We start from the raw sequence: 24,191 nt of genomic DNA, 5'->3' as shown, positions 1-24,191 counted from the left end.
TGGCATCAGGCCAAGACAAGCGGGGTCAGAGGGGCAGTGTATCAGACCGCCCCCCCGCGCGAACAGGGACTATTTATGTCGTTTTTACTGACGTTACCTGCCATGTGAGGGCAAATACGCCCCCTGCTGGCCCCCTTACGATGCAAGGCTCATATAGCCCCGGGTATCACCCAGCACACTTGGGCGAATGCACATCGGCGGGCTCGCCCTGTCAGATGTCCCGCTTGCGTGGGCTCTGTTTATCCAGCTCGTGGAGATAATCGAGCTTCTGGGCGATCTGCTTCTCGAGACCGCGATCCATGGGCTGGTAGTACTGCTTGCCAGCCAATTCCGGCGGGAAATAGCTCTCGCCGGCGGCATAAGCACCCGGCTCGTCGTGGGCATAGCGATACTCGGCGCCATAGCCCAGATCGCTCATCAGCTTGGTGGGTGCGTTGCGAAGGTGCGGCGGCACCTCGAAATCGGGCAGGTTTTTGGCGTCGTTAAGCGCTGCTTTCCAGGCGGTGTAGACCGCATTGCTCTTGGGGGCGCAGGCAAGATAGACGATGGCCTGGGCGATGGCCCGCTCCCCTTCGGCCGGACCGATGCGGTGGAAGCAATCCCAGGCCGATAACGCCACCTGCATGGCACGCGGATCGGCATTGCCCACATCTTCCGAGGCAATCGCCAGCAAGCGGCGGGCGATGTAGAGGGGATCGCAACCTGCGCTCACCATGCGGGCATACCAGTAGAGCGCCGCATCGGGGGCAGAGCCGCGAATGGACTTGTGCACCGCCGAGATGAGGTCGTAGAAGTGATCGCCGCCCTTGTCAAAGCGCGCCACATGCTCACCCACCACGGCGGCGAGCAGGGCACTGTCGATCACCCTCTCCCCTGCCCCATTGGTCTCGGCCATGTCGGCCAGCAGCTCCAGATAGTTGAGGGATTTGCGCCCGTCACCATCCACGGCTTTGGCCAGCGCCTCCTTCACTCCGGGGGCAAAGGTGAGTGCCGGATCATTGAGGCCGCGGGAGTCTGTCATTGCCTGATCGATCATGGCGAGGATGTCGTCCTCTTCCAGCCGCTTGAGCAGATAGACCCGGGCCCGGGAGAGCAGTGCGTTGTTGAGTTCGAACGAGGGGTTTTCGGTGGTGGCACCGATAAAGGTGATGGTGCCATCTTCGATGTGGGGCAGGAACACATCCTGCTGGCTCTTGTTGAAGCGGTGCACCTCATCGACGAACAATATGGTACGCACCCCGCGCCAGCTGTTCTCCTTTGCCTTGTCGATGGCGGCGCGGATCTCCTTGATGCCGGAGGTCACCGCAGAGAGTCGCTCCACCTCCGCCTGACAATAGTGCGCCATCAGTTCCGCCAGGGTGGTCTTGCCGGTACCGGGCGGCCCCCACAAAATCATGGAGTGGCAGTGACCGGCCAGGATCGCTTTGCGCAGGGGCTTGTCAGGCCCCAGGATATGCTGCTGACCTATGTACTGGTCGAGGTCTTGCGGCCGCATCCGGGCCGCCAGCGGACGAAAGTCCGACGAAAAATCCAGCGATAAATTGCTCATCTGCATTGACCATCCAGCGTCATGCCGACCGCCAGTGGAGGACAGTACGACGATAGATCCAAAGACATCATGCGGGCCGCCAGCAGGTGATGGCCCGACGAGACATCCAAAGAGAAATTACTCATCAGCGCTGGTCGTCCAGCTCGACCCCCTTCGGGATCTTGAAGACAAATTCGTTGCCCTTGAGCACCGGCTTGCGGTTGAAACTGCTCAGGGTGAATTCGCTCCACTGCCCCTGTGCCTCTTTCACATCGAAACGACTGATGTTGTTCTGCCTGTCGAACGTGACGCGAAAGGAAGCAATCAGCTCATCCTTGTTGCGGCTGGTAACGGTGTAGACATTCCCTTCCTGGGTCACGTCATAGTGCTTCCAGAATTTGTCGTCGTTGCCGGCGATCAGGATGAAGGGGGTATTGAGGACCGCATCCTTGAGTTTGAGGGCGGTTACCTGCTCGACGAAGGGGTCATAGACCCAGACGTCCTTGCCATCCGCCACGATCAGGCTCTCGTCCGGCGAGGTGGTATGCCAGTTGAAACGATTCGGGCGCTGCACCAGCAGATCACCACCAGCCTTTTGCAGCTCTTTGCCCTTGCTGTCGTAGACGGTCTGGGCAAACTTGGCGGAGAAGAGGCTCACATCGGCCAGCTTCTGCTTGAGGCTGCTGGCCGCATCCGCCCACACCTGGCTGCTGGCAACCAGCAACACAGACCCTATCAACAGTTGTTTTTTCATCACGCTTTTCATGAAGACGCTCTCGATAAAAGGCCACACCCGGTGAAGGCATGGCCAGGGTAGAGGAAGGGTGAGCCTTAGTCCCGTACCGGCGGCGGTGCCAGCACATCGCGCTGACCATTGCCGCCCGGCGAGCTGACGATACCCTGATTTTCCATCTGCTCGATGAGACGAGCCGCACGGTTGTAACCAATCTTGAACTTGCGCTGCACGCTGGACGTCGAGCCACGGCGCGACTCCACCACAAAGGCCACCGCCTCGTCAAACAGGGGGTCGAGCTCTTCATCGCCACCACCGCCATATTCGCTGCTGCCGCCCTCACCGCCTGACTCACCGGAGAGGATCTCTTCGATGTAGTTAGGTTCACCGCGCAGTTTCCAGTCCGCCACCACCTTGTGTACCTCGTGATCATCGACGAAGGCGCCATGGACACGGGTGGGGTTGGAGGTACCGGCCGGCATGTAGAGCATGTCGCCCATGCCAAGCAGGGATTCAGCACCGCCCTGATCCAGAATGGTACGTGAGTCTATCTTGCTCGACACCTGGAACGAGATCCGGGTCGGTATGTTGGCCTTGATAAGACCGGTGATCACATCCACAGAGGGACGCTGGGTCGCCAGTATGAGGTGAATACCGGCGGCCCGCGCTTTCTGGGCAATACGGGCGATAAGCTCTTCGACCTTCTTGCCGACAATCATCATCATGTCGGCAAATTCGTCCACCACCACCACTATGTGGGGCAGTTTTTCCAGCTCCGGCGGCATCTGATCCATGGAGTCACCCGGGCGCCACAAGGGATCCCGCATCGGTTCACCCTCAGCAGCCGCGGCCAATACCTTGTCGTTGTAGCCCTTGAGGTTACGCACCCCGACCGCCGACATCAGCTTGTAACGGCGCTCCATCTCGCCCACACACCAGCGCAGGGCGTTGGCAGCATCCTTCATGTCGGTGACCACCTCGGTCAGCAGATGAGGGATCCCTTCGTAGACAGAGAGCTCCAGCATCTTGGGGTCGATCATGATGAAACGCAGATCGTCCGGGGACGACTTGTAGAGCATGGAGATGATCATGGTGTTGACCCCCACCGACTTGCCCGAACCGGTCGTACCGGCCACCAGCAAGTGCGGCATCTTGGCCAGATTCACCACCACGGGCTCCCCTGCAATGTCCTGACCGAGCCCCATGGTAAGGGGGTTGCGGCTATCGCGGAAAGCATCGCAATCGAGGGTCTCGCGCAGGTAAACGGTCTGGCGCACCCGATTGGGCAACTCGATACCGACGAAAGTCTTGCCCGGGATCACTTCCACCACCCGCACACTGCTGGCGGAGAGGGAGCGGGCCAAGTCCCGCGACAGGTTGGTGATCTTGCTCGCCTTCATGCCAGGGGCCAGATCCAGCTCGAAACGGGTGATGACAGGGCCCGGATAGACACCGACCACCTTGGCCTGCACGTTGTAGTCGGCCAGCTTGGCTTCCACCAAACAGCCCATACGGTCCAGCTCGTCTTTGCTCATCATCTGAGTCTTTGCGGGCGGTCTGTCCAGCAGCTCAATGCTCGGCAAGGGAGGCATGCTCAGTTGCACACGGCGCTTGGGCTTGCCCGGCGCGGCGGCAACCGGTGCGACCGGCTCATCCTCACCCTCGGCCCAGGGCAGATCGAATTCGTCATCCTCGTCATCTGCCGTGGTCAGGGCCGGCTGGCGACGGGCAGTGGCAGCGGCAGCGCGCTTGGGTTTGGCCACGGGTGCCGGCTCGTCATCTTCATCATCAAACTGCGGGTCGAACTGGAAGGTATCGTCATCGAGCTCCGGCAGCCACTCATCGGAGGTTGCCTTCTGGCCCTTGGCGGTACCGTTACCCTTGGGACGACGGGTCCAGCTGGAGTGCGGCTCATCCTCGTCTTCATCATCGAGCTCGAGGGCACCGACACCCCCTTCCAGTAAGGGATCGGCTCCCTCGTAACGGGGCTGACGCCAGCCACCGGTCAACCAGCGACCCAGTGTAGTGGGGAAGTGGTAGATGGCGCTGACCGAACCGGTACAGGTGGCGCCAATCCGCTCGACTATGGTGAGCCAGGACCAGCCGGTAAACAGTGTGATGCCGGTTGCCACGAAGCAGAGCAGCATCAGATTGGCACCGACGCCGCCAAACAGCGGCACCACGGCGGAGGCGATCACGTCCCCCACCAGGCCACCGGCGGAAAAATTCTGCATGTCATTGAAGTTCATGCTGGCAATGGCGGACATGCCGAGCACGGTCAGCACGAAGCCGACGATGCGCACCGACAGGGTGAGATAGTCCACATCCAGCAGCCGGCTCGGACGCCAGAACAGGCTCCAGCCCAATAAAACCACCAGGGGGGGAACCAGATAGGAGAAAGCCCCAAAGGTAAACATGGTGATATCGGCGAGCCAGGCCCCCGCGCTACCGGCGAGGTTCTTCACCTCCCCTTGCCAGGAGGTCTGCGACCAACCGGGATCGGCGGGATGATAGGACAACAGGGCAAGCAAGAGATAGGCAGCCATCAGAGTGATGGCGATCAAGACGGCTTCGAAGATCCGTTGTGTACCTGATAAAGGAGTAAACAGCTTTTTATCGGCCAAACTCCGGCTCCTTTCTGAAAACATATAATGCGGGGGGATAAGGGGGCCTAGTATCCCTGAAAAGCCCACCGATTGTCAGCCAGTGCCTGATGGGCTGGGCCATATTCACAACCAACTCGATAAGAAGAAACGAGCGGACCGGCCGCTCGTTTCTGACTGTCGTGACTTGTCATTAGCCTGGCAAGCCACAGCATAACCCAACTCAACGGGTGCTGATCACCAGACGACTGCTCTGCTTGACCTCTTCCATCACCACATAGGTGCGGGTGTCATTGACGCCGGGCAGTCGCAGCAGGGTTTCCCCCAGCAGGCGGCGATAGGCCGACATGTCGCTGACGCGGGTCTTGAGCAGATAGTCGAAATCGCCGGAGACCAGATGGCACTCCTGGATCTCTTCAAGCACCTGAACAGCCTTGTTGAACTGTTCAAACACATCCGGCGCACCGCGATTGAGGGTAATTTCCACGAACACCAGCAGAGACGCATCCAGATAATGAGGGTTCAGAATAGCGGCATATCCTTCGATATAACCTTGTCGCTCGAGGCGACGAACCCGTTCCAGACACGGTGTAGGACTCAGGCCAACTCGCTTGGACAACTCAACGTTCGAAATCCTGCCATCCTTTTGCAGTTCATTCAGAATGTTGCGGTCAATCCTGTCCAAATCCTTTAGCCGACTCTTAGCTTCCATCATTTTATTCCATCCTTTGGCTATTTTTTGGTAAGAATCACCAGTCATTTTATAATTATGGTCACAAATCCTGTCAATACCTGAATATGCTAGGCGCAAATGTTACGTAACCTTGAAGCAACATAAAACACCGGTCGATAGACGAGGGATAGCATGATTATCGGTGTACCTAAAGAAATAAAAAACCATGAATATCGCCTAGACATGGTTCCGGCCAGTGTACGTGAACTGACAGCACGAAACCATACTGTTTTCGTCCAAAGCGGCGCAGGAAGCGGCATTGGCTTGGATGAGGCAGATTATCGCGCTGTCGGTGCCGATATTTTGGTCTCTGCAGCAGCCGTTTTCGCCCAGACCGGATGATCATCCAGACCAGATAACTCCGCACATCAAGCATGCCTGATCCGCGGGGAACATCCCCTCTTTTAATCCCGTTGTGCCACCTGTTTGCATTGGGTCCCGGGCACTGACCCTATCCGTCAATCGCGGCCCCCTCTAAACCATCCGCCCGAAATGACCTGACGCTGCCGCCCATGACGAAGAAAGTGGCTGAACGCATCTCTATTCATTTGAATAGCCCGCATGCTCCTCTTCTGCCTGACTGTCTTGGTACTCTGCTGAGGGTCATCTTGCTGTTGAAGTGGTCAAGACAGTGTTCAGCTACGCAATGATGGCACCGGGCGCCACTGCGCCAAGAGTTGTCAACCATGACCATATTGTCCGCATGAAGCCGGGTTCGGCCATCGTCGACATGACACAGATACGGGCAAAGACGAGAAGCCCCCTCACCCGTACACATCCGGTTGACGGCTTCTCCAACGAGGCAAGACACGACAACGCAGCCGAAATACCGGGGTAACCAAGGCCATCCCGAGCGATCTCGCAAGCCACGCCCAACATGGCGTCGGCAAACGCACTTCTCTGAGTCAGGATCCGTCCAGAATGGACCCTTTTCACCTCAAAATGAGCATCAGCCTGCACCTATGGTCGATTGGCACAATCGACTCACTGACCTTTGACCCCATATCACGAATTACCTACAATCGCGCAAACTCATCACGTCTCGGAAATCACATCATGAGCCAAGTCACTCACAGCAAACTGCTGATCCTGGGGTCAGGCCCGGCCGGTTACACCGCCGCCGTCTACGCAGCCCGCGCCAACCTGAATCCTCTGCTCATCACAGGTATGCAGCAAGGTGGTCAGCTGACCACCACCACAGAGGTGGAAAACTGGCCCGGTGATTCCGAAGGTCTGACCGGTCCAGCCCTGATGGAGCGCATGAAGGCCCATGCGGAGAAGTTCGATACCCGCATCCTGTTTGATCACATCAATGAAGTGGAGCTGACCCAGCGTCCGTTCCGCCTCAAGGGCGACAGCGCCGAATACACCTGCGATGCGCTGATCATCGCCACCGGCGCCTCCGCCAAATATTTGGGACTGCCTTCCGAAGAGGCCTTCAAGGGACGCGGCGTCTCCGCCTGCGCTACCTGTGACGGCTTCTTCTATCGCAACCAGGAAGTGGCGGTGATCGGCGGCGGCAATACCGCAGTGGAAGAAGCACTCTATCTTGCCAACATCGCCAAGAAGGTGCACCTCATTCACCGCCGCGATGAGTTTCGCGCCGAGAAGATCCTGATCAAGCTTCTGCACGACAAGGTAGCGAGCGGCAACATAGTGCTGCACACCCACCAGACCCTGGACGAAGTGCTGGGGGATCAGATGGGCGTGACCGGTGTGCGCCTGCGCAGCACGCAGGATGACACCACCACGGATCTGCCGCTGATGGGCGTATTCATTGCTATCGGCCACCAGCCGAATACCCAGATCTTCGAGGGCCAGCTGGCGATGCAAAACGGCTACCTGATCGTGCGTGGCGGACTGGACGGCTTTGCCACCCAGACCAGTATTGAAGGGGTATTTGCCGCCGGCGACGTGGCCGATCACAACTACCGTCAGGCCATCACGTCTGCCGGCACCGGCTGCATGGCCGCTCTCGATGCCGAGCGATATCTGGACGCGCAATAAGCGCAAGGGATATAAAAGGCATGCCGTGAGGCATGCCTTTTTACGTTAAGGAGCCGGATGAAACAGAAAATATTGATTGTCGAAGATAGCATGACGATCCGTCGCACGTTGATCCAGGCCATCGCGCAGCAAACTGGCCTGGAGATTGATGCCTTCGATACCCTGGAGGGGGCACGTCACTGCCAGGGAGACGAATACGTGGTCGCGCTAGTGGATCTCACCCTGCCTGATGCTCCCAGCGGGGAAGCCGTCAAGGTGCTGCTGGAACGAGGCTTGCCAGTGGTGATCCTCACCGCCGACATCAGCGAAGACAAGCGGGAGGCCTGGCTGGAAGCAGGGGTGCTGGATTATGTGATGAAAGATTCACGTCACTCCCTGCAATACGCGGTCGGTCTGGTGCATCGCCTCTATCTCAATCAGCAGATTGAAGTGCTGGTCGTCGATGATTCACGCACCTCCCGCCACCGCACCATGGCACAGCTACGCAAGCAGTTGTTGCTGGTCCACGAGGCGAGCCATGCCCGCGAAGCCCTGACCACCCTTGAGCAGAATCCGGCCATCCGGCTGGTACTGGTCGACTACTACATGCCGGAAATTGACGGCATCAGCCTGGTACGGATGCTGCGAGAGCGCTACAGCAAGCAGCAGCTCGCCATCATAGGGATCTCGGTGTCGGACAAACGGGGCTTGTCTGCTCGCTACCTCAAGCAAGGGGCCAACGACTTTCTCAACCAGCCGTTCGAGCCGGAAGAGTTGCAGTGTCGGGTCAGCCATAACCTGGAGGCGCTTGAGCAGTTCAACAGCATTCAGGAATCCGCCAACCGCGACTACCTGACCGGGCTTTATAACCGGCGCTACTGGTTCAACGAGGGGCAAAAGTGGTTTGAGGAGCATCAGCGCCAGCAGACGCCGCTCGCGCTGTGTGTCCTCGATGTGGATCACTTCAAGCAGGTCAACGATCACTGGGGTCATGCCATCGGCGATCAACTGCTCTGCCACCTCACCCGGTTGCTGACCCAGTTCTTCCCCGATGCCATGATTGCCCGCTTTGGGGGGGAGGAGTTTGCCCTTATGGTGCCCCATTGCACAGTGCCAGTGCTGCTCAAACGGCTGGAGGGACTGCGCCAACAACTGCGTCAGCAACCCTTGTCACGGGAGACGCCACTGTTCGTTCGCGCCAGTTTCGGGGTGATCAATGTCGGGCGAGTCTCCATGGACGAGGCACTGAGTGAAGCGGATCGCCTGCTCTATCAGGCAAAAAACACAGGTCGCGACAAGATAGTGTCTCAGGGCTCATCTGCATGAGCTAGATGAGTTCCGTGTAGTACCGCCCGACTGGCTCCTGTCAATGGAGACCGTCGGGTTGCTCCCCTTCCCTCTTCCCTGCTTCGCTCGATGCGCCCTGTCTCAGTAGGTCTTGTCGACTCGTACCCCATCGTCGAAATAGAGGATGCGCACCTTGTCTCCGTTCATGAACACCATGGCCGGATCGTAATCCTGGATAACGTTGACCAAACCGTTTTGCTCGTTGCGAATGAGCAGCTCTACCAGCTTGTTCTCCACCACGGATCCACCTGATTGATAATGCTGCGCGGCAGCGGCCCCTGCCAGTGCCCCCACGGCGGTGGCAATTTCACGGCCGTGGCCGCCGCCAAACTGGTTGCCAAGCAGTCCACCCAGGACGGCCCCGCCCAGGGTTTTCCAGCCGGAATGTTCAGACTCCAGGATCTGGCGCTGGGTGATGTTGCGTACCGTCTCCACCTGGCCAAACACCACCTGATTGACGGGCCGCGCCGTGTTGCGCTCGTAAACCTGGGCCCCGGCAGGCGCAGTGACAAAGCAGAGCAAGCTGGATACTATCAGGATAATGGCCTTCATCTGTGAACCTCTTCGCCTTATGTCTCGCTATCTTACCCAATTGGATGATGCGCTGTGCTGGTTTCCCGACCCCGAGCACGCACTGGATGAACCCAACGGCCTGCTGGCGATCGGCGGGGATCTCTCCCCTGAACGATTGCTGGCAGCTTACCACAAGGGGATCTTCCCGTGGAATGAGCCCCACCAGCCGTTGCTGTGGTGGTCGCCGGATCCCAGAGGGGTCATCATCCCCGAACAGCTGCACATAGGTCGCAGCCTGCGCAAATTTATCCGCCGCACCTCATTCGATATTTCCATCAATCGCGCCTTTAATGAGGTAATAGCGGCCTGCGCCGCCCCCCGTCGCAGCGCCAGTGGAACCTGGATAAGCACGCCCATGATCGACGCCTATCGACAACTTCATCGCCTTGGCCATGCCCACTCCGTCGAGATCTGGCAGCATGGCCAGTTGCAAGCTGGCCTCTATGGCCTCTCCCTCGGCCGCCTCTTCTGCGGTGAGTCCATGTTCAGCCGCATCGACAACGGCGCCAAGCTAGCCATGGTGGCGCTCTGTCACCACTTCGCCAGCCACGGTGGTGCACTGATCGATTGCCAGATGCAGAATGATTTTCTGGCTACCATGGGGATCCAGGAGTGGCCAAGAGAGACGTTTTTGACGGCGCTGACCAAACTGAGCCGGCAGCCGTTGGCAGATAACTGCTGGCAAGCGGGGAGCATCAGCCTATGACAGAAGAAGTGATCCTAAAAGTAGGTCTGACCCCCAAGCATCAATGCAGCTATCTGGGCCATGAACAGGAGCAACTGCTGGTATTGATGGACCACAACCTGCTCAATGCCAGCGGCTATGAGCGGTTGCTGACGGCGGGATTTCGGCGCAGCGGAAATGACATATATCGGCCCCACTGCCCGGCCTGCAGTGCCTGCCAGTCGCTGCGCATTCACAGCGAACGCTTTGTGCCGAGCCGCAGCCAGAAGCGGATCCGGCAGTTGAATCAGGATCTTGAACTGGTACTCAGCTATGACGACAAGCCCGAGTATTACCAGCTCTACGAGCGCTACATTCGCGAGCGTCACCATGACGGCAGCATGTATCCCCCCAGCCGGACCCAATACAAGGGCTTTTTGCATTGCGACTGGATGCCGCCACTTTACCTCGAAATGCGCAAGGACAACCGGCTGATCGGGGTCGCTACCACGGATCTGCTCCCCCACTCCTTGAGCGCCATGTATACCTTTTTCGATCCGGCTCACGCCGATCGCTCCCTCGGTACCTTTGCCATTCTGAGTCAGCTGGATCTGGCCAAGCGCACAGGTCGCACCTGGTTGTATCTTGGCTATCTGGTGGAGGCGTGCCGCAAGATGAATTACAAGCGCCAATACCTGCCTCACGAGCGGCTGATACAGGGGGAATGGAAAAATATCGACACCAAGCCCGAGTAAACTTTACACATAGCCTTAAATCCGGCATGATCCAGCGGATTTTTGTTGTGGCTTATCAAGAGGATTCAATGGCTAAAGAAGACAGTATTGAGATGCAGGGCACCATTCTCGAAACCCTGCCCAATACCATGTTCCGTGTGGAACTGGAAAATGGTCACGTGGTTATCGCTCATATTTCCGGCAAGATGCGCAAAAACTACATCCGTATCCTGACTGGGGACAAAGTAACGGTAGCTCTGACTCCGTACGATCTCTCCAAGGGACGTATTGTTTTCCGCTCTCGCTAAGCCAGGAATTCAGCAAAAAACCCCAACCTCTCGGCTGGGGTTTTTTGTCGCTTTCTAACTATCAGTGCTTAGTGGGAGACAGCTTCAATATTGACCTGAAAGTCAAAGCTGAGGCTGTCATTTACCAACTCAACCTTCACTACCCCTCCATCAACCAGTGATCCAAACAGGATTTCATTGGCCAGTGGTTTCTTGAGGTGTTCCTGGATGACCCGTCCCATGGGTCTGGCTCCCATGGCCCTGTCATATCCCTTCTCGGCCAACCAGTGGCGGACACCCTCGGACACTTCAAGAGACACGCCCTTGGCATCCAGCTGTACCTGCAACTCGACAATGAACTTGTCGACCACCTGGTGGATCACCTGCATATCCAGATGGTTGAACCAGATGGTGTGATCCAGCCGGTTGCGGAACTCAGGACTGAACGTCTTGTTGATCACCGCCATGGCATCGTGGCTCATATCTTGTTGCTGGAAGCCAATGGACTTGCGCTGGGTCTCCTGCACACCGGCGTTGGTGGTCATCACCAGAATCACGTTACGGAAATCCGCCTTGCGCCCGTTGTTGTCCGTCAGGGTCCCGTTGTCCATTACCTGCAACAGCAGGTTGAACACATCCGGGTGAGCCTTCTCAATCTCGTCCAGCAACACCACCGAGTGGGGATGCTTGAGCACTGAGTCGGTCAGCAAGCCGCCCTGTTCAAAACCGACATAACCGGGAGGGGCACCAATCAAACGTGAGACGGTATGGCGCTCCATGTACTCGGACATATCAAAACGCAGCATTTCCACTCCGAGCGCCTTGCCAAGCTGCTGGGTGACCTCCGTCTTGCCCACCCCGGTCGGGCCGGCAAACAGGAAGCAACCCACCGGGCGGCGTTCATTGCCAAGACCTGAGCGTGACAGCCGGATGGCATCGGTCAACACCTCTATGGCCTTGTCCTGGCCAAACACCACCATTTTGAGATTGCGCTCCAGGTTCTTCAGCACCTCCTTGTCGGAAGAAGAAACAGATTTCTCCGGGATACGGGCAATCTTGGCAACGATGGCTTCGATTTCCGGCACATTGATCACTTTCTTGCGCTTGCTCACCGGCAGCAGTCGCTGCCCTGCCCCGGCCTCGTCGATCACATCGATGGCCTTGTCAGGCAGATGACGGTCATTGATATACTTGGCCGAGAGTTCGACCGCAGCACGGATCGCCTTGACGGTATAACGCACACCGTGGTGCGATTCGTAACGGCTCTTGAGCCCCATCAGAATGCGAGTGGTGTCATCCACACTCGGCTCGACAATATCGATCTTCTGGAAACGACGGGCCAAGGCACGGTCTTTCTCGAAGATCTGGGAGTATTCCTGGTAGGTTGTCGACCCGACACAGCGCAGCAAACCATTGGAGAGCAACGGCTTGATGAGGTTGGCGGCGTCAAGCTGGCCACCCGAAGCCGCACCGGCCCCAATAATGGTGTGGATCTCGTCGATGAAGAGGATGGCCCCTTCTTGGCGCTCAATCTGCTTGAGCAACACCTTGAGGCGTTTTTCGAAATCACCACGATACTTGGTGCCCGCCAGCAAGGACCCCATATCCAGTGAATAGATGGTGCTACCGGCAATCACCTCGGGCACATCACCCTTGACGATGCGATAGGCCAAGCCTTCGGCGATGGCTGTCTTGCCAACACCGGCTTCACCCACCAGCAGCGGATTGTTCTTGCGGCGACGGCACAATACCTGGATGGTACGGCTCAGTTCCTGATCGCGGCCGATGAGCGGGTCGATACGCCCCTCCAGCACCAGCTGGTTCAGGTTGGTGGCAAAGCTCTCAATCTGGGCAGCAGAGACATCGTCATCAGACTCGGCGTTGTTACTGCTGTTGTCGGGCTTGCTGTCTTTTCGCACTCCGTGGGAGAGGAAATTGACCACGTCCAGCCGGCTTATCTCGGCCTTTTTCAGAAAATAGGCCGCCTGAGATTCCTGCTCACTGAAAATGGCTACCAGCACGTTGGCGCCGCTGACCTCAGTATTGCCGGAGGATTGCACATGGAAGACAGCACGCTGGAGCACTCGCTGGAAGCCAAGCGTGGGCTGGGTTTCTCTGTCTTCATCATCGCGGGGAATAAGCGGGGTTGTTTGACCGATGAATGCGCTGATCTCTTTGCGCATCAGTTCCACATCAGCACCACACGAACTCAACGCCTCATGGGCTGAGCTGTTATCCAGCAGGGCTAACAACAGGTGCTCGACAGTCATGAATTCGTGGCGCTCGTCACGGGCCAGTTTGAAAGCCTCGTTCAGCGTCTTTTCTAGATCTTTATTCAACATAGGCACCTCCCCTAGTACAGCAACAATGTGGTGTCGTTCTCGCCATCAAGTCATCAGATTCAAGCCTTTTCCATGGTACATAGCAGTGGATGTTCGTTGTTACGTGAATAGGTGTTGACCTGGACCACTTTGGTTTCGGCAATCTCGGCGGTAAACGTACCACAGACTCCCTTACCACTATAATGCACACTCAGCATCACTTGGGTAGCCTTGTCCAAATCCATACCAAAGAACTTTTGCAACACCTCCACCACAAACTCCATCGGTGTGTAATCGTCGTTGTTCAGGACGACCTTGTACATGGGTGGCGGTTGCAGCTTCGTTTTCTCTGCTTGTGCAATCTCTTCATTAGCAAAGAGTTCTTTCTGCTTGCTCATAGTCGCGCTTCGGTACCTCTAGATTACTACCGTCTAACACAAGATTGTCAATAGACTTGTTAACCAGATCACATCAGTTGTTAACAACTCCTTGACTCGCTCAAAAGTTAGACTAGATTGGTTACTTGCTAATCGGCGCCCGTCTGCTATAGACGTATGCTACTAGTTATAAAGGGCTGGCGCAGGTTACTCAACGACTTCAGGGTAATCAATAAAAGGATGTAGATGTATGGCAACCGGAACAGTCAAGTGGTTTAACAACGCAAAAGGATTTGGGTTTATCTGTCCGGAAGGGGGTGGTGAAGATATCTTCGCCCACTACTCCACGATACAAATGGAAGGTTACAAGACCTTAAAAGCAGGTCAGGCAGTCAACTTCGAACTGCAGCAGGGGCCGAAAGGAAATCACGCCTCTGTCATCGTGCCAAACGAAGCACAGAACATGTAAGAGTCAAATTGGATAAATAAAAAACCCGGCGAACCGCAAGGTTGCCGGGTTTTTTATTGTGACCTTTGAGTGCGAGCGTGAAGCCAATCAGATGCAGGCTTCACCCATCATCACAGTGCCTGGTCGTGATAGTCCTGACAGGCACTCAGGGTATTTTCCATCAGGCTCGCTACCGTCATGGGGCCGACACCACCCGGAACCGGTGTGATGAAAGAGGCATGATTACGCGCCGTCTCGAACTCCACATCCCCCACCAGAGAGCCGTCAGCCAGACGATTGATGCCCACGTCGATCACCAGGGCACCCGGCTTGACCCACTCTCCCGGAATGAAGTTCGGCTTGCCCACGGCCACGACCAGCAAGTCGGCACGACGCACCTGTTGTTCCAGATCCTGAGTGAAGCGGTGGCAGGTGGTCGTGGTGCAACCAGCCAGCAGCAGCTCCAGCGTCATCGGGCGCCCCACTATGTTGGATGCACCGACCACCACAGCATGCAAACCATGAGTCTTGACGCCAGTGGTCTCTATCAGGGTCATGATGCCCTTGGGCGTACAGGGGCGCAGTGCCGGAATGCGTTGCGCCAGACGGCCCACGTTGTAGGGGTGAAAGCCATCCACGTCCTTGTCGGGACGAATACGCTCCAGCACCTGAGTCGTATCACAATGAGCCGGCAGCGGCAGTTGCACCAGAATGCCGTCTACATCCGCATCATCATTGAGCCGATCGATCAGGGCCAGCAGCTCTTCTTGGCTCGCCGTCGCGCTCAGATCGTAAGAGCGGGAGATAAACCCAACCTCTTCACAGGCGCGGCGCTTGCTGCCGACATAGACCTGAGACGCCGGATCCACCCCGACCAGGATCACCGCCAGACCTGGCGCCCGTTTCCCTTGTGCCAACCGCTGTTGGACTTGCGCTGCGACCTGATTGCGAATCGTTTGCGCAACCTGTTTTCCATCAATGATTTTGGCAGACATCGTTCTTCACTCACCATGTGTTCAACTGCCGCGCATTGTCGCATTTTTTTGGCGCGGGTGTTAGCAGCGCTCGCTGGGCGGGCAATAAGTAGGCACTTGAATTTACTAGCGGAAAAATACGTTGACGCTGCCTTTCCCGCTTGGGTATGATGCCCGCCCGTTGCCCAGTATCGCCGCTATCGGTATGCTGGACAAGAAATTTTCGGTGATTAGCGCAGCCCGGTAGCGCATCTGGTTTGGGACCAGAGGGTCAAAGGTTCGAATCCTTTATCACCGACCAAGTTCATCGATGAGCCACCTTGGCTAATCGATACAGAGCGCCCTTAGCTCAGTCGGATAGAGCAACGGCCTTCTAAGCCGTGGGTCGCAGGTTCGAATCCTGCAGGGCGCACCATTAATAAATCCTCTCTCTCCGGGATGGATAGTATTAATGGATATTTTCAGTGGTGGCTGTAGCTCAGTTGGTAGAGTCCCGGATTGTGATTCCGGTTGTCGTGGGTTCGAGCCCCATCAGCCACCCCATTTCCTGCTTTCAAAAACATCCAATCCTACCCATTTAAATCCAGTAGAAATAACTCCCCTCCTTGTGTGCTAACGATTGCCTGTAAAAATACTCGCAGCGGGGCGCGCAGGCGCTCACTTCAGCGTCAGGGCAGACTGTGTCAGTGGCGTGTCGCAACGTCACTGCTTGCCCTCCAAACTCGACCGCTTGTTCTACCTCGATAAACCCCATCGAGAACAGATGATTGAACTCAATGACGAGCAGATTCGCCTGTCCGATCACTTCAACCTCGAGTTTCGCGAACACTAAACAGAAGTCCTCTACATCGAAGAACTGGTAACGGGTGATGCCTCCAATCAGTTGAAGTGATGGTTGTCGATGAAGGCGCCGATGACTTTATCGTGGAGCTCAACAGAGCCAGAAAAGCAGATGGTTTTGCGAGCTAGTCGCTTGAGGCGCGTTCTAAGCGTCAGGTTATTACGCTCGATACGTTGCGTGAAGATTTTCCCAGTCAGATGTATCTTGCAGGGGACTTCTCTGGCGTAGCTATCCCAGTTATCACTGGTGATAAAGCCAAACTGAAAAGGGGCCAACAGGCTCAGCAGTTTACGGCATTTTTCATCGTTGCGCGGGCCGAAGGTGTAGGCAACAACACGTTTTCTTTTGGTATCCCAACGCCAGTGGCGATTATTTTTGTTACCTACATACGCCCATTGATCATCGAGTTCACAGATAAGCGCGACATCATCCAGCACTACCTTTTCGGAGGTTACTGCCTTGGGGCGAGTTTTTTAGGGCGCGCAGGACGGTGTTAATGCCAGTGTTAAGGGCGCGAGCAGTATCACGGACACCAGCCCCGTTGAACGCCATATCAACAATCTTCTCTTTAACGCCGAGTTTACGGGCCTCATAGGTGTTGGTGAGCTGAAAAACGTGGGGGCAGGCTGGACAACGATAGCGAACGTGACCGGCAGGAGTCTTACCGTGGCGATATACGTGGTCGGAGTTGAAACGAGGACAGTGAGGTGATGTATACCATGAATTGCTGAGCCTCAAAGGAACCCACCATGCCGCATCAACCGATGGAGGCATCACCGCCTGCTGCACCAGCAGCTGGTAGCGGGTACGGCGAAAGCCGCTGTCCCCTTGCGCAAAATCACTGACTACCCCGCACACCCGCCGCTGCAACTCACCGTTGTACCACACCAGGAGCTCGCACGGCTGGTCCAGCACATCGGCAAAATCGACATCCGGCTGGGGGCTGGCCAATTCCAACCGCAACTGGAACGGGCTGTTCAGCGCCTCTTCCAGCGCAAACTCGGCCACCACGAAAGTGCTCTCGGGCAGCGCCCCTACCTTGACGGTAAATTGTAATCCTGTGCTGTCTGCCATAACGCTGTTCCTTATCCTGCCTGTCCGCTGCCCGAGCCAATCACAACCCCACCGCAACCGATGGCGGAACCGGTCACGGCGATGGGCTTGCCGTTGACCAGAACGGTGCCGACGCCACCCGAGATGCTGCGCGGATGGGGGGGATTATTGGGCTTGTCATGGGGCGCCAGCGGATCGCCCTGCCGGGCCACCGGTTTGCCATCGAGGAACACATCGGGGCTCGCGGCAATCACTGGGGATGGGTGAAAACCATCGTGGTCGGTGCCTACGTCACCGAGCAATGCAATAGAGGGACACATATGAACTCTCCGTATGGGCAAGGGAGCCGCCATTGGGGCTCCCACCATGCCTCGTGCTCACCGTCGTGACCATGGGCTCAGATACACTTGGGGTGGCTACCCAGCAGCCTTTGTGCCATGACAAAGACGCCGATAATACTTTTTTAAATCAGTCCATTAGGTTCATGGACCTCAAGGCTGGCAGGGGCGACTGCAATAGTTTGCGCAAGACAGTGTGATCGCCAGGCCAGAGATTGCGTTGGCAGTCGAACACACCATAAGACACGCAACTTGTTGCTCAGCGCAGCATGATCAACTGCCTGCACTGCTCTGCTGCAACTGGTAGAGGCGGATATTGAGTGCTTTCAGGTCGTTCTCCAGACCTTTCAGCTCGGCTGCCGTGACGGGCTCCTGGGATGCCTTTCTCGCCTCCAGTTCGCTCAGGCGCAGACTGAACGGGATATCCTGCATCAGGTTTTTCTGCACCTCATAGAGCTGGGACTTGAGATAGGAGATGGTCACCGTCTTGCGCTGACGCTCCAGCTCCAGCAGCTGATCGAGCAAGGCGTCGACACCGGCGCGAGCATCCAGATAGGTCGGTACGCTGACCACATCCCCCTGCTGACCTGCCAACGCCGTCTGCCACTGCTTGCCCAGCGCCTTGACCGCCAGCGAGTCGGGATAGAGCATCTGCAGCGAGTTGCGCAGCCCTTCCCCATAGCGATACCAGTAGAGCGGCGAGGTCTGCTCAAGCCGTCCCAGCTGGGCTTGATAACGGGACACCAGCTCGCTTTCCATGCCTTGCAGGGTCTGTTCGCCCAGTACGATGCGCGCCTGGCGGATATCGTCATAACTGAGAGCCCGTGGCAACTCGGCGGCCGGTTGCTGCAAGCGCTGGGCAGCCACTGTTTTCTCCTGCTGCTGATGTTGCCAGCCAAGCCAGCCCATCACAGGCAGGGCGCAGCTGAGCAGACCACAGCCAAACCAGAACCAGGCGGGCCGCTGCTTGCGGTGCTGTTCAATTTTGAGCACTGTGGGTTTGACCTGCCCCTTCTCGCGACCAATCAGTATGCTGCCCTGGGGCAGGTGTGGCGTGCTGGAAGAGGGCGCTGAAGAAGAAGGGCTGTCGTGCTCCATGTCGGACTTGAAGAACACCATGGGCGGGATCTGCAGCTCCTCCTTGAGACCGGGCTCATCGGAGACGATGACGATCTCGGTCTCATCAAACAGATGGGTATACCCCTCGATGAAGTGCACCAGATTTTCAACCCGGGGAATACGGCTCAAGCCCACGTTGTGCAGCTTCTCGCTGATAAGTTGCAGCGCCCGCTCGCAGCGATAGACGAGGCGCTTGTCTTCGTGGCTGATCTGGTACTGGCGGATCACGTCGCTGATACGGGCAATGAACCAGTCCAGCATCTCGATACGGGCTCGCTCCTGATGCACAGGTGGCCAGAAGCTCTCCCACTGGGTCACTATCAGGTTGGCCAGAAACTCGCACCCTTCGGTAAAGCCGTTCAGCCCTTGCAGGCGCGACCGCGCCAGGGTGAAGTAGATGGCGGTCTGCAGGTCCACCCCGTGCTTTTCAAAGATAAGGCTCGCGAGCCGATGGATCTTGAGCCAGTCCACCTCGGGGCGGGAGGCGTGGCTGAGTTTGTTGATCTCGCTGCGCAACGCCTCGTATTCCGGCAACATGCGAGGATCGCGCCCCACTTTCAGCGCCTGCTGACCTTGTTGATTCTGTGACATATCGGCTTCCAAAGCTTGAGGGGGCACACAGTGCCCCCACTTTATCAATAGAGAGATTCAGGCAATCTGAACTGACTGAACAGGCCGCCGGTGAAGGGGTTTTGCGCGCTGTCGGTGTAGACGCGATAGGTCATGGAACCCTGATCCACCGGGAAGCGCACATCGAAGGTGGCTTCATTGACCTGGGTCAGCTCCCCCTTGTCCATCAGTCGGAACATGGCCCAGGGGCCGACGAAGCCTTCGCTGCGCGGTGAGCGTTCCCTGGCTGCCGGCACCAAGGTGATCTTGCTCTCGGCACCGTCACGCATGGTGTTTGGCCACACCAGCGGCACCTTGATGCGACGGCCATGGGCATACTCCAGCAACTGACCGTCCAGGTTCAGCACGCTGCGCCGCTTGTTGGCGGTGAGCTCGATGGGCTCGAGGGCGAACTGCACCTCCAGGTTGCCCTGCTGGGTGAAGAAGATCTGGCGGATACGAGCGGCTCTGTCCAGCTGCTTCACCAGCTCGGTCTGGATGGGCGAACTGAACTCACCCTCCATCAGGCCACTCTCCACCATGGGCTTGAGGTTGACCTGATAGAAGCTGTCCAGGGTGCCGTTCGGTGCGAAGAAGCGCTCCATCTCGGACAGCGGCACATCCTTGGTTGAGCCCGGATCAAACGGATAACGACCGGCCAGCTGACTGTTGAACGGTGCCAGTACCTTGTCCTGCCACTCTCGATTAAGGGACGACATGGCCAAGTCGATCACCAGACGAGAGCTCTGCTCGGAGAGCTGCCCCACCCAGCGATCTAGCGGAGCTGGCAGACTGCGGGCATATTGCTGCAGGGCGAACACGGGATCGGCGTACTTGTTGGTCAGACGCAGCTGCACAGCCTTGAGGGCGGACTGGCCCGGTGGCGTTGACGATGAGTTCCAGATAGTGCTGCAGCTCCACCAGCTTCTGATTGACCTCCTGAATAAGCGGCCCCTGCTCGCCACGACCGCCAAGGGCGGCATTGGTCGCCATGAAGGGACGGCCGATACGGGCCGTGATGGCCTGCGCAGGATCCCCTTCCACATCCGAGATCTTTCGGATCCGGGTGTTGTCATCCAACGAAGCCAGTACCCGCTGGAAAGGCTGATCGTTGCCGGTAATGGCAGAGAGCACGTCCAGTGCCTGCTCCGGGCTTTCAAGGGTCTGCACGTCCAGATTGGTCAGCAGTTTTTGCCACTGGTTGACGTAATCGGTGACATAACGGTCGTTGACCTGACGACCGATCTCCTTGCGATCCGCCTCGCTCAATTGACTCAGCCTGCGCTGACCCAGCACCCAGGCATCCATGGCTGTGAGATCAATCAACGCCTTGTCCTGCTTGAGGAAGAAGTCGTTGAAACCGGGCCAGGTCAACAGGCGTGGCACTTGCCCTGCATTGTCACTTCGCAGGGCAAAGACGGTGTCAAAGGTTGGCCCCACTTCGTCACGTACGTTGAGATCCGGCGGCAATACGTCGTTCGCCTTCACCACCAGGTTCTGATAGACCCGCTGATACATGGGCAACTTGCCAAGCTCGCGCTGGGCGCCGTAGACAGGCTCCTTGAACGGCGCGAAGGCAATGATGGCGGCCTGATCACGTTCAGCCCTGGCACCATGCCAGTCGGTATGGTCGAGGGCGTAATCCAGGTGCCCCATCAGTTGCTCCTGCACAGCGCCCTGCCCCGGGAAGGCGCGCTGCCAGCGGCTTGCCATGTACTGCTCCACCAGGTCCTTGTTGCGACCGGAGGCATCATCCAGCATCCGCATCACCCGCAGTATGGAGAGCTTCTCCTCACTGCCGGCAGGAGCCTGATTGAGATCCTCCAGCAGCCCCTGCATCTGGGCTGGCAAAAAGCGCTGACCCAGCAGTTGCAGATAGGAGCCTTCCACATGAGGACCGATTTCGTCCCCCTGATAGAGACCCAGATCCGCCACCAGCGGCGTGCGTTCGCGGTAGTTGCCAAAGGCGAGGGTCGCCTCGCGGATGAGGTTTAGGCGGGGCAACTGACTCACACCGAAGGCATGCTCATCGACGACCTCGTTGGTCTCCATGAAGGCTTGCGCCTTGGTCAACACATTGCGACCGGCCTCTTCGTTGACCCGATAAAAGTAGTGCCAACCGCCGATCAGGGCCGCCGAAAAGAGTGACAGGCAACCGAGGCCAATGGCCATGCGCCGACGACGATAGAGGGTATGCAGCCGGTTCTCCCCGGCCAGGTGGGCTTCAGGAAAAATGATGGAGGAGAACAACTTGCGCACGAAATAGGTATTGGACTCCCCGCGCAGGGCCGAGTGAATGGGCTCTGGCAGGTTGTAGCGGCGGGAGGCCGCCTGGGCAAACGCATCGAACGGCACCCCTTGCTGATAGACGGAGCTGATATAGACGCCGCGCACCAGCAGTGGCTTGCTCTCCTCAATTTGCAGCGTCTCATCGAGCAGCGCAGTCACATAATCCTTCAGCCCCGCCAACTGACGCACGAACGAGAAAAGCGCGTTGCGCTGGGTGGCATCGAGTCGTGCCAGCATCAGCTCGGGCAGGTTCTGGTTAAGGTTGTCCACCCACTGATCCCAGAACAGGGCCAGATCCTGCTGCCAGGATTTTCCACGGCTGTCGGCCGGGTTGAAGGTCACCCCCAGCACGGCCTCGCGGGCCTCCTTGTCGAGCTGCTCATACACCACATCGAAACCACGCAACAGATCGAGCTTGGTAAAAGTGACATAGAGCGGCAACCGGGTATTCATGGTGGCCGACACCTCTTGCAGGCGAGAACGCATCAGCTGGGCATAAGCCTTGCGTTCGGCCACGTTGGCGCCGGAGAGCCAGGCCAGATCCACGGTCAGCACCAGACCGTTGAGGGGCTGGCGGCGGCGGTGTTCGGAAAGCCAGTTCAACAGGTGCAGCCAGAGCCGCTCATGCTTGCGCGCCAGCGGATCGAGTTCCGGCTCGGATTGAGACAAGAGCTCACCAGCGGGATCCAGCATCACTGCCTGCTCCCCCAGCCAGCAATCGATCAGCTGATCCTGCGCCACGTCCCTGAGCTCGGTATCGAGTCTGGGGTTGAGCTTGTTGGCCGGATTGGCTCTGTGGATCAGGCTGCTCTTGCCGCTGCCGGGCAGACCCAGCACCAGATACCAGGGCATGGCGTAGAGCGCGCCCTTGCCCAGGTGTTCGCCAAGGGCCTGCAACCAGCGATTGAGAAACAGCGCGTGCTTGTCGATGAGCCCTTTCACCGGATCCTGCACCAGCACGGTTTCATGCTGACGCTCGGCCTTGAGTTGCTGCATCTTGCGCCACACTCGCCAGGAGAGGATCCCCAGCATCAGCCAGAGCCAGAGCAGGGTGAATACCACCCGCCCCCACAGCGGCTCGAACGGTTTGGCGCCGCGGATCTCGAGGCGAGGACCCAACCACCACACCAGAATGAGGGCAAGTCCCCAGAGCACCACGCCGAGCAGGGGCCAGGAGGGTTTCAATTTCGACAACGGGGCCGCATGGCTTTCCAGGCGACTGACCAGCCCGGGCTCCCATTGCGCCAATCCCAGGCGACTTGCCTCTTGCCACAAGTGTTGATAGTGCTGGCTAGCCAGCGAATTCATGCCTTCCTGCGCCAACAGCTCCGCCTGCACCAACTGGGCATGGAAGCGGGCTCTTGGCTCTTTCAACTGCGCCATCCTTTCATCGAGCAGGGTGAGGGCCGCAGCCACCCCCAGCTCCCCATGACGCAGGGCAACCTCTTCGGCCAGACTGGACTCCCCATCCCCACCTGCACCACCCACCTTGGCGGGCTGCAACCAGCGGCTGCACTCGGGTGACAGGAAGGGACTGCCATCGCTGAAGGTGAGATCCCGCAACGCCGGCAGACGCTGCAAGAAACCATCCAGCTCCTGCGCTATGGCCTGGGCAACGGTGCCAAACCCCAGCTTATGGGCCACTTCGGCCGAGAGCCGATGCCCCTCGAACCAGTAGGGCGCCAGGGTCAGGCTCTGTTCGATCCGCTGCCAGAGCGCCAGATCCGGCGCGGACCGCTCCAGTGTGGCCAGAGCGGCGCGGTACTCATCCACCATGTCCACCGACATGGGGGCCAGCTGGGTTTTATTGCCCTGAGCCGTCATGGGTGGCGTGGTGATCCCTGCCCAGATGGCGTGGCGACGCAGACGATAGCCCACCGCCGCTTCCGGCTGGCGCTCGATAAGCAACTCGGCCACCTTGAGCTGGGTCTGGCGCCAGGCACGATCGTTGGAGCTGTCAATCTCGACCCCGGAGCCCTTGCTGCTGCCACTGAGCACCATGGTTCCCGACATGCCACTCGCACTGGCGGTGGCAGCAACAGTGCTGCTTGAAGGTTGGCCACCGGCATCTGCCTGGGCCTGGGCAACCTGCTGGCGCTGGGCCCGTTTCAGCCCCATCAACAAGGGATCGAGCAGCTCGCCCTTGTCCGGGCACTGGGCCAGCCAGCAAGCCTCCAGCTGCTCGGCCTGGGCCAGCAACTGGGCCAGTTCAGCCGGCGAGGCGCTCTCGCTCACCCGCGGCAAAGCCCCTTCAAAGCGTTTGACGATCTGTACCATCAGCCGTTGTTTCTGGCTGGTATTACCGGGCCAGGCTTGCAGCCAGTAGGCCCGGATCCAGGACTCCAGCAAACTGAGCGCGGCCCCCAGAGGGGTCGCCTTGGCCGGATGTTGCAGGCAGCGCAGCAACTGGGCCAGCACCCGCATGTCCTTGGTACGGCTCTCCAGCAGGCCGAGGCACGCCTCGGCCACCGCATTGAGATCCACCTGGCTGTGGGCCAGGGAGCCCAGCTTGACCAGTTCGGTCTCCACATAATCCCAGCGCGGCTCGTCGGCCAGCACGGCACTTTTTATCTGATCTTCCGGCAAACTGGTGAGCAAGCGGGCACACCAGGGGTGTTGATAGCTCATGGCGCC

The 24,191-nt window shown here is 58.1% G+C and carries 18 protein-coding genes, 3 tRNA genes and 5 pseudogenes; 12 read left to right on the top strand and 14 right to left on the bottom strand.

Annotated features, from left to right (window positions below; translation table 11 throughout):
* Positions 1-211 precede the first annotated feature (211 nt).
* The 4 genes from AXW79_RS17965 to lrp all read right to left on the bottom strand — a co-directional run bounded on the left by AXW79_RS17965 (position 212) and on the right by lrp (position 5,579).
* Positions 212-1,555: a replication-associated recombination protein A gene (locus AXW79_RS17965; RefSeq protein WP_011898819.1), complete on the bottom strand. Its 1,344-nt coding sequence runs from the start codon at positions 1,553-1,555 to the stop codon at positions 212-214.
* Positions 1,556-1,673: 118 nt separating this feature from the next.
* Positions 1,674-2,282, bottom strand: a complete 609-nt coding sequence (gene lolA / locus AXW79_RS17960) for an outer membrane lipoprotein chaperone LolA (protein WP_005310741.1) — start codon at positions 2,280-2,282, stop codon at positions 1,674-1,676.
* A 77-nt stretch (positions 2,283-2,359) separates the two neighbouring features.
* The gene (locus AXW79_RS17955; RefSeq protein ID WP_005310739.1) at positions 2,360-4,885 is read right to left on the bottom strand and encodes a DNA translocase FtsK; all 2,526 of its coding nucleotides are present in this window, start codon (positions 4,883-4,885) and stop codon (positions 2,360-2,362) included.
* Between the two features lie 202 nt (positions 4,886-5,087).
* On the bottom strand, positions 5,088-5,579 hold the full coding sequence (gene lrp / locus AXW79_RS17950; protein WP_005300047.1) for a leucine-responsive transcriptional regulator Lrp: 492 nt from the start codon (positions 5,577-5,579) through the stop codon (positions 5,088-5,090).
* 150 nt (positions 5,580-5,729) lie between these two features.
* Here lrp and AXW79_RS22505 point away from each other — a divergent pair.
* The 4 genes and pseudogenes from AXW79_RS22505 to AXW79_RS17940 form a co-directional block, all read left to right on the top strand.
* Positions 5,730-5,930, top strand: a pseudogene (locus AXW79_RS22505) (alanine dehydrogenase); the annotation flags it as partial.
* A 313-nt stretch (positions 5,931-6,243) separates the two neighbouring features.
* Entirely contained in the window at positions 6,244-6,435 is a 192-nt protein-coding gene (locus AXW79_RS23080) for a hypothetical protein (RefSeq protein WP_073536599.1), read from the top strand.
* A gap of 218 nt (positions 6,436-6,653) precedes the next feature.
* Positions 6,654-7,604 (top strand): thioredoxin-disulfide reductase, encoded by a 951-nt coding sequence (gene trxB, locus AXW79_RS17945; RefSeq protein ID WP_005310734.1) that lies wholly within the window; start codon positions 6,654-6,656, stop codon positions 7,602-7,604.
* A gap of 57 nt (positions 7,605-7,661) precedes the next feature.
* Entirely contained in the window at positions 7,662-8,909 is a 1,248-nt protein-coding gene (locus AXW79_RS17940; RefSeq protein WP_005310733.1) for a diguanylate cyclase, read from the top strand.
* A 102-nt stretch (positions 8,910-9,011) separates the two neighbouring features.
* Here AXW79_RS17940 and AXW79_RS17935 read toward each other — a convergent pair whose 3' ends face one another.
* Positions 9,012-9,482 carry an outer membrane lipoprotein gene (locus tag AXW79_RS17935; RefSeq protein ID WP_005310731.1) on the bottom strand — a complete coding sequence of 157 codons (471 nt, stop codon included), beginning with the start codon at positions 9,480-9,482 and terminating at the stop codon, positions 9,012-9,014.
* Between the two features lie 19 nt (positions 9,483-9,501).
* Here AXW79_RS17935 and aat point away from each other — a divergent pair, with 19 nt between their 5' ends.
* From aat to infA, 3 genes are all read left to right on the top strand, one after another.
* A complete protein-coding gene (gene aat, locus AXW79_RS17930) occupies positions 9,502-10,209 on the top strand; it encodes a leucyl/phenylalanyl-tRNA--protein transferase (protein WP_005310730.1) in 708 nt (235 codons plus the stop codon).
* Positions 10,206-10,922, top strand: a complete 717-nt coding sequence (locus AXW79_RS17925) for an arginyltransferase (protein WP_005310729.1) — start codon at positions 10,206-10,208, stop codon at positions 10,920-10,922. The genes aat and AXW79_RS17925 overlap by 4 nt, the downstream gene beginning before the upstream one ends.
* 68 nt (positions 10,923-10,990) lie before the next feature.
* Entirely contained in the window at positions 10,991-11,209 is a 219-nt protein-coding gene (gene infA, locus AXW79_RS17920; RefSeq protein WP_005300033.1) for a translation initiation factor IF-1, read from the top strand.
* 68 nt (positions 11,210-11,277) lie between these two features.
* Here infA and clpA read toward each other — a convergent pair whose 3' ends face one another.
* Both clpA and clpS read right to left on the bottom strand, forming a co-directional pair.
* Positions 11,278-13,530, bottom strand: a complete 2,253-nt coding sequence (gene clpA, locus AXW79_RS17915) for an ATP-dependent Clp protease ATP-binding subunit ClpA (protein WP_005310727.1) — start codon at positions 13,528-13,530, stop codon at positions 11,278-11,280.
* 59 nt (positions 13,531-13,589) lie between these two features.
* Positions 13,590-13,907: an ATP-dependent Clp protease adapter ClpS gene (clpS, locus tag AXW79_RS17910; RefSeq protein ID WP_005310725.1), complete on the bottom strand. Its 318-nt coding sequence runs from the start codon at positions 13,905-13,907 to the stop codon at positions 13,590-13,592.
* 229 nt (positions 13,908-14,136) lie between these two features.
* Here clpS and cspD point away from each other — a divergent pair, with 229 nt between their 5' ends.
* Positions 14,137-14,355, top strand: a complete 219-nt coding sequence (gene cspD, locus AXW79_RS17905; protein ID WP_005300025.1) for a cold shock-like protein CspD — start codon at positions 14,137-14,139, stop codon at positions 14,353-14,355.
* A 110-nt stretch (positions 14,356-14,465) separates the two neighbouring features.
* Here the strand turns inward: cspD and folD are convergent, their stop codons facing one another.
* Complete coding sequence (gene folD, locus AXW79_RS17900; protein ID WP_005310722.1) at positions 14,466-15,329, bottom strand: bifunctional methylenetetrahydrofolate dehydrogenase/methenyltetrahydrofolate cyclohydrolase FolD; 864 nt, start codon at positions 15,327-15,329, stop codon at positions 14,466-14,468.
* A gap of 203 nt (positions 15,330-15,532) precedes the next feature.
* On the opposite strand from folD, the gene AXW79_RS17895 reads away from it, so the two are divergent.
* The 4 genes and pseudogenes from AXW79_RS17895 to AXW79_RS23860 form a co-directional block, all read left to right on the top strand.
* Positions 15,533-15,609 (top strand) — tRNA-Pro (locus AXW79_RS17895).
* Positions 15,610-15,646: 37 nt separating this feature from the next.
* A tRNA-Arg gene (locus AXW79_RS17890) sits at positions 15,647-15,723 on the top strand.
* 52 nt (positions 15,724-15,775) lie between these two features.
* Positions 15,776-15,851, top strand: a tRNA-His gene (locus tag AXW79_RS17885).
* Between the two features lie 121 nt (positions 15,852-15,972).
* A pseudogene (locus AXW79_RS23860) lies at positions 15,973-16,137 on the top strand (IS481 family transposase); the annotation flags it as partial.
* Positions 16,138-16,187: 50 nt separating this feature from the next.
* On the opposite strand, the gene AXW79_RS22500 reads toward AXW79_RS23860, so the two are convergent.
* From AXW79_RS22500 to tssA, 6 genes and pseudogenes are all read right to left on the bottom strand, one after another.
* A protein-coding gene (locus AXW79_RS22500; protein ID WP_085941623.1) for an IS1-like element ISAs8 family transposase occupies positions 16,188-16,923 on the bottom strand; the annotation gives its coding sequence in 2 pieces (ribosomal slippage) (positions 16,188-16,592 and positions 16,594-16,923; 735 coding nt in all).
* Positions 16,924-16,925: 2 nt separating this feature from the next.
* Positions 16,926-17,223: pseudogene (locus AXW79_RS22495) on the bottom strand (contractile injection system protein, VgrG/Pvc8 family); the annotation flags it as partial.
* 11 nt (positions 17,224-17,234) lie between these two features.
* Positions 17,235-17,522: a type VI secretion system PAAR protein gene (locus tag AXW79_RS17865; RefSeq protein WP_005310714.1), complete on the bottom strand. Its 288-nt coding sequence runs from the start codon at positions 17,520-17,522 to the stop codon at positions 17,235-17,237.
* Positions 17,523-17,813: 291 nt separating this feature from the next.
* Positions 17,814-19,250, bottom strand: coding sequence for a VasL domain-containing protein (locus tag AXW79_RS17855; RefSeq protein ID WP_005310710.1), 1,437 nt, complete (start codon positions 19,248-19,250; stop codon positions 17,814-17,816).
* Positions 19,251-19,294: 44 nt separating this feature from the next.
* Positions 19,295-22,784 (bottom strand): annotated as a pseudogene (gene tssM, locus AXW79_RS23855) (type VI secretion system membrane subunit TssM).
* A pseudogene (gene tssA, locus AXW79_RS24065) lies at positions 22,770-24,185 on the bottom strand (type VI secretion system protein TssA); the annotation flags it as partial. The pseudogenes tssA and tssM, both read right to left, overlap by 15 nt.
* Positions 24,186-24,191: the final 6 nt, after the last annotated feature.

Origin of the sequence: Aeromonas salmonicida subsp. salmonicida, assembly GCF_001643305.1 — a bacterium.
In the GTDB taxonomy this organism is placed as follows: Bacteria; Pseudomonadota; Gammaproteobacteria; order Enterobacterales; family Aeromonadaceae; genus Aeromonas; species Aeromonas salmonicida.
The sequence above is the reverse complement of the archived record's forward strand: the minus strand, read 5'-3'. Positions and strand labels throughout refer to the sequence as shown.

Excerpts from the sequence above, each read along its gene's own strand:
- trxB (WP_005310734.1), top strand. The coding sequence starts at position 6,654 with ATGAGCCAAGTCACTCACAGCAAACTGCTGATCCTGGGGTCAGGCCCG.
- lrp (WP_005300047.1), bottom strand. The coding sequence starts at position 5,579 with ATGATGGAAGCTAAGAGTCGGCTAAAGGATTTGGACAGGATTGACCGC.
- AXW79_RS17965 (WP_011898819.1), bottom strand. The coding sequence starts at position 1,555 with ATGCAGATGAGCAATTTATCGCTGGATTTTTCGTCGGACTTTCGTCCG.
- lolA (WP_005310741.1), bottom strand. The coding sequence starts at position 2,282 with ATGAAAAAACAACTGTTGATAGGGTCTGTGTTGCTGGTTGCCAGCAGC.
- AXW79_RS17865 (WP_005310714.1), bottom strand. The coding sequence starts at position 17,522 with ATGTGTCCCTCTATTGCATTGCTCGGTGACGTAGGCACCGACCACGAT.
- folD (WP_005310722.1), bottom strand. The coding sequence starts at position 15,329 with ATGTCTGCCAAAATCATTGATGGAAAACAGGTTGCGCAAACGATTCGC.
- aat (WP_005310730.1), top strand. The coding sequence starts at position 9,502 with ATGTCTCGCTATCTTACCCAATTGGATGATGCGCTGTGCTGGTTTCCC.
- AXW79_RS23080 (WP_073536599.1), top strand. The coding sequence starts at position 6,244 with ATGATGGCACCGGGCGCCACTGCGCCAAGAGTTGTCAACCATGACCAT.
- clpS (WP_005310725.1), bottom strand. The coding sequence starts at position 13,907 with ATGAGCAAGCAGAAAGAACTCTTTGCTAATGAAGAGATTGCACAAGCA.
- AXW79_RS17935 (WP_005310731.1), bottom strand. The coding sequence starts at position 9,482 with ATGAAGGCCATTATCCTGATAGTATCCAGCTTGCTCTGCTTTGTCACT.
- cspD (WP_005300025.1), top strand. The coding sequence starts at position 14,137 with ATGGCAACCGGAACAGTCAAGTGGTTTAACAACGCAAAAGGATTTGGG.
- AXW79_RS17925 (WP_005310729.1), top strand. The coding sequence starts at position 10,206 with ATGACAGAAGAAGTGATCCTAAAAGTAGGTCTGACCCCCAAGCATCAA.
- infA (WP_005300033.1), top strand. The coding sequence starts at position 10,991 with ATGGCTAAAGAAGACAGTATTGAGATGCAGGGCACCATTCTCGAAACC.
- clpA (WP_005310727.1), bottom strand. The coding sequence starts at position 13,530 with ATGTTGAATAAAGATCTAGAAAAGACGCTGAACGAGGCTTTCAAACTG.
- AXW79_RS17940 (WP_005310733.1), top strand. The coding sequence starts at position 7,662 with ATGAAACAGAAAATATTGATTGTCGAAGATAGCATGACGATCCGTCGC.
- AXW79_RS17855 (WP_005310710.1), bottom strand. The coding sequence starts at position 19,250 with ATGTCACAGAATCAACAAGGTCAGCAGGCGCTGAAAGTGGGGCGCGAT.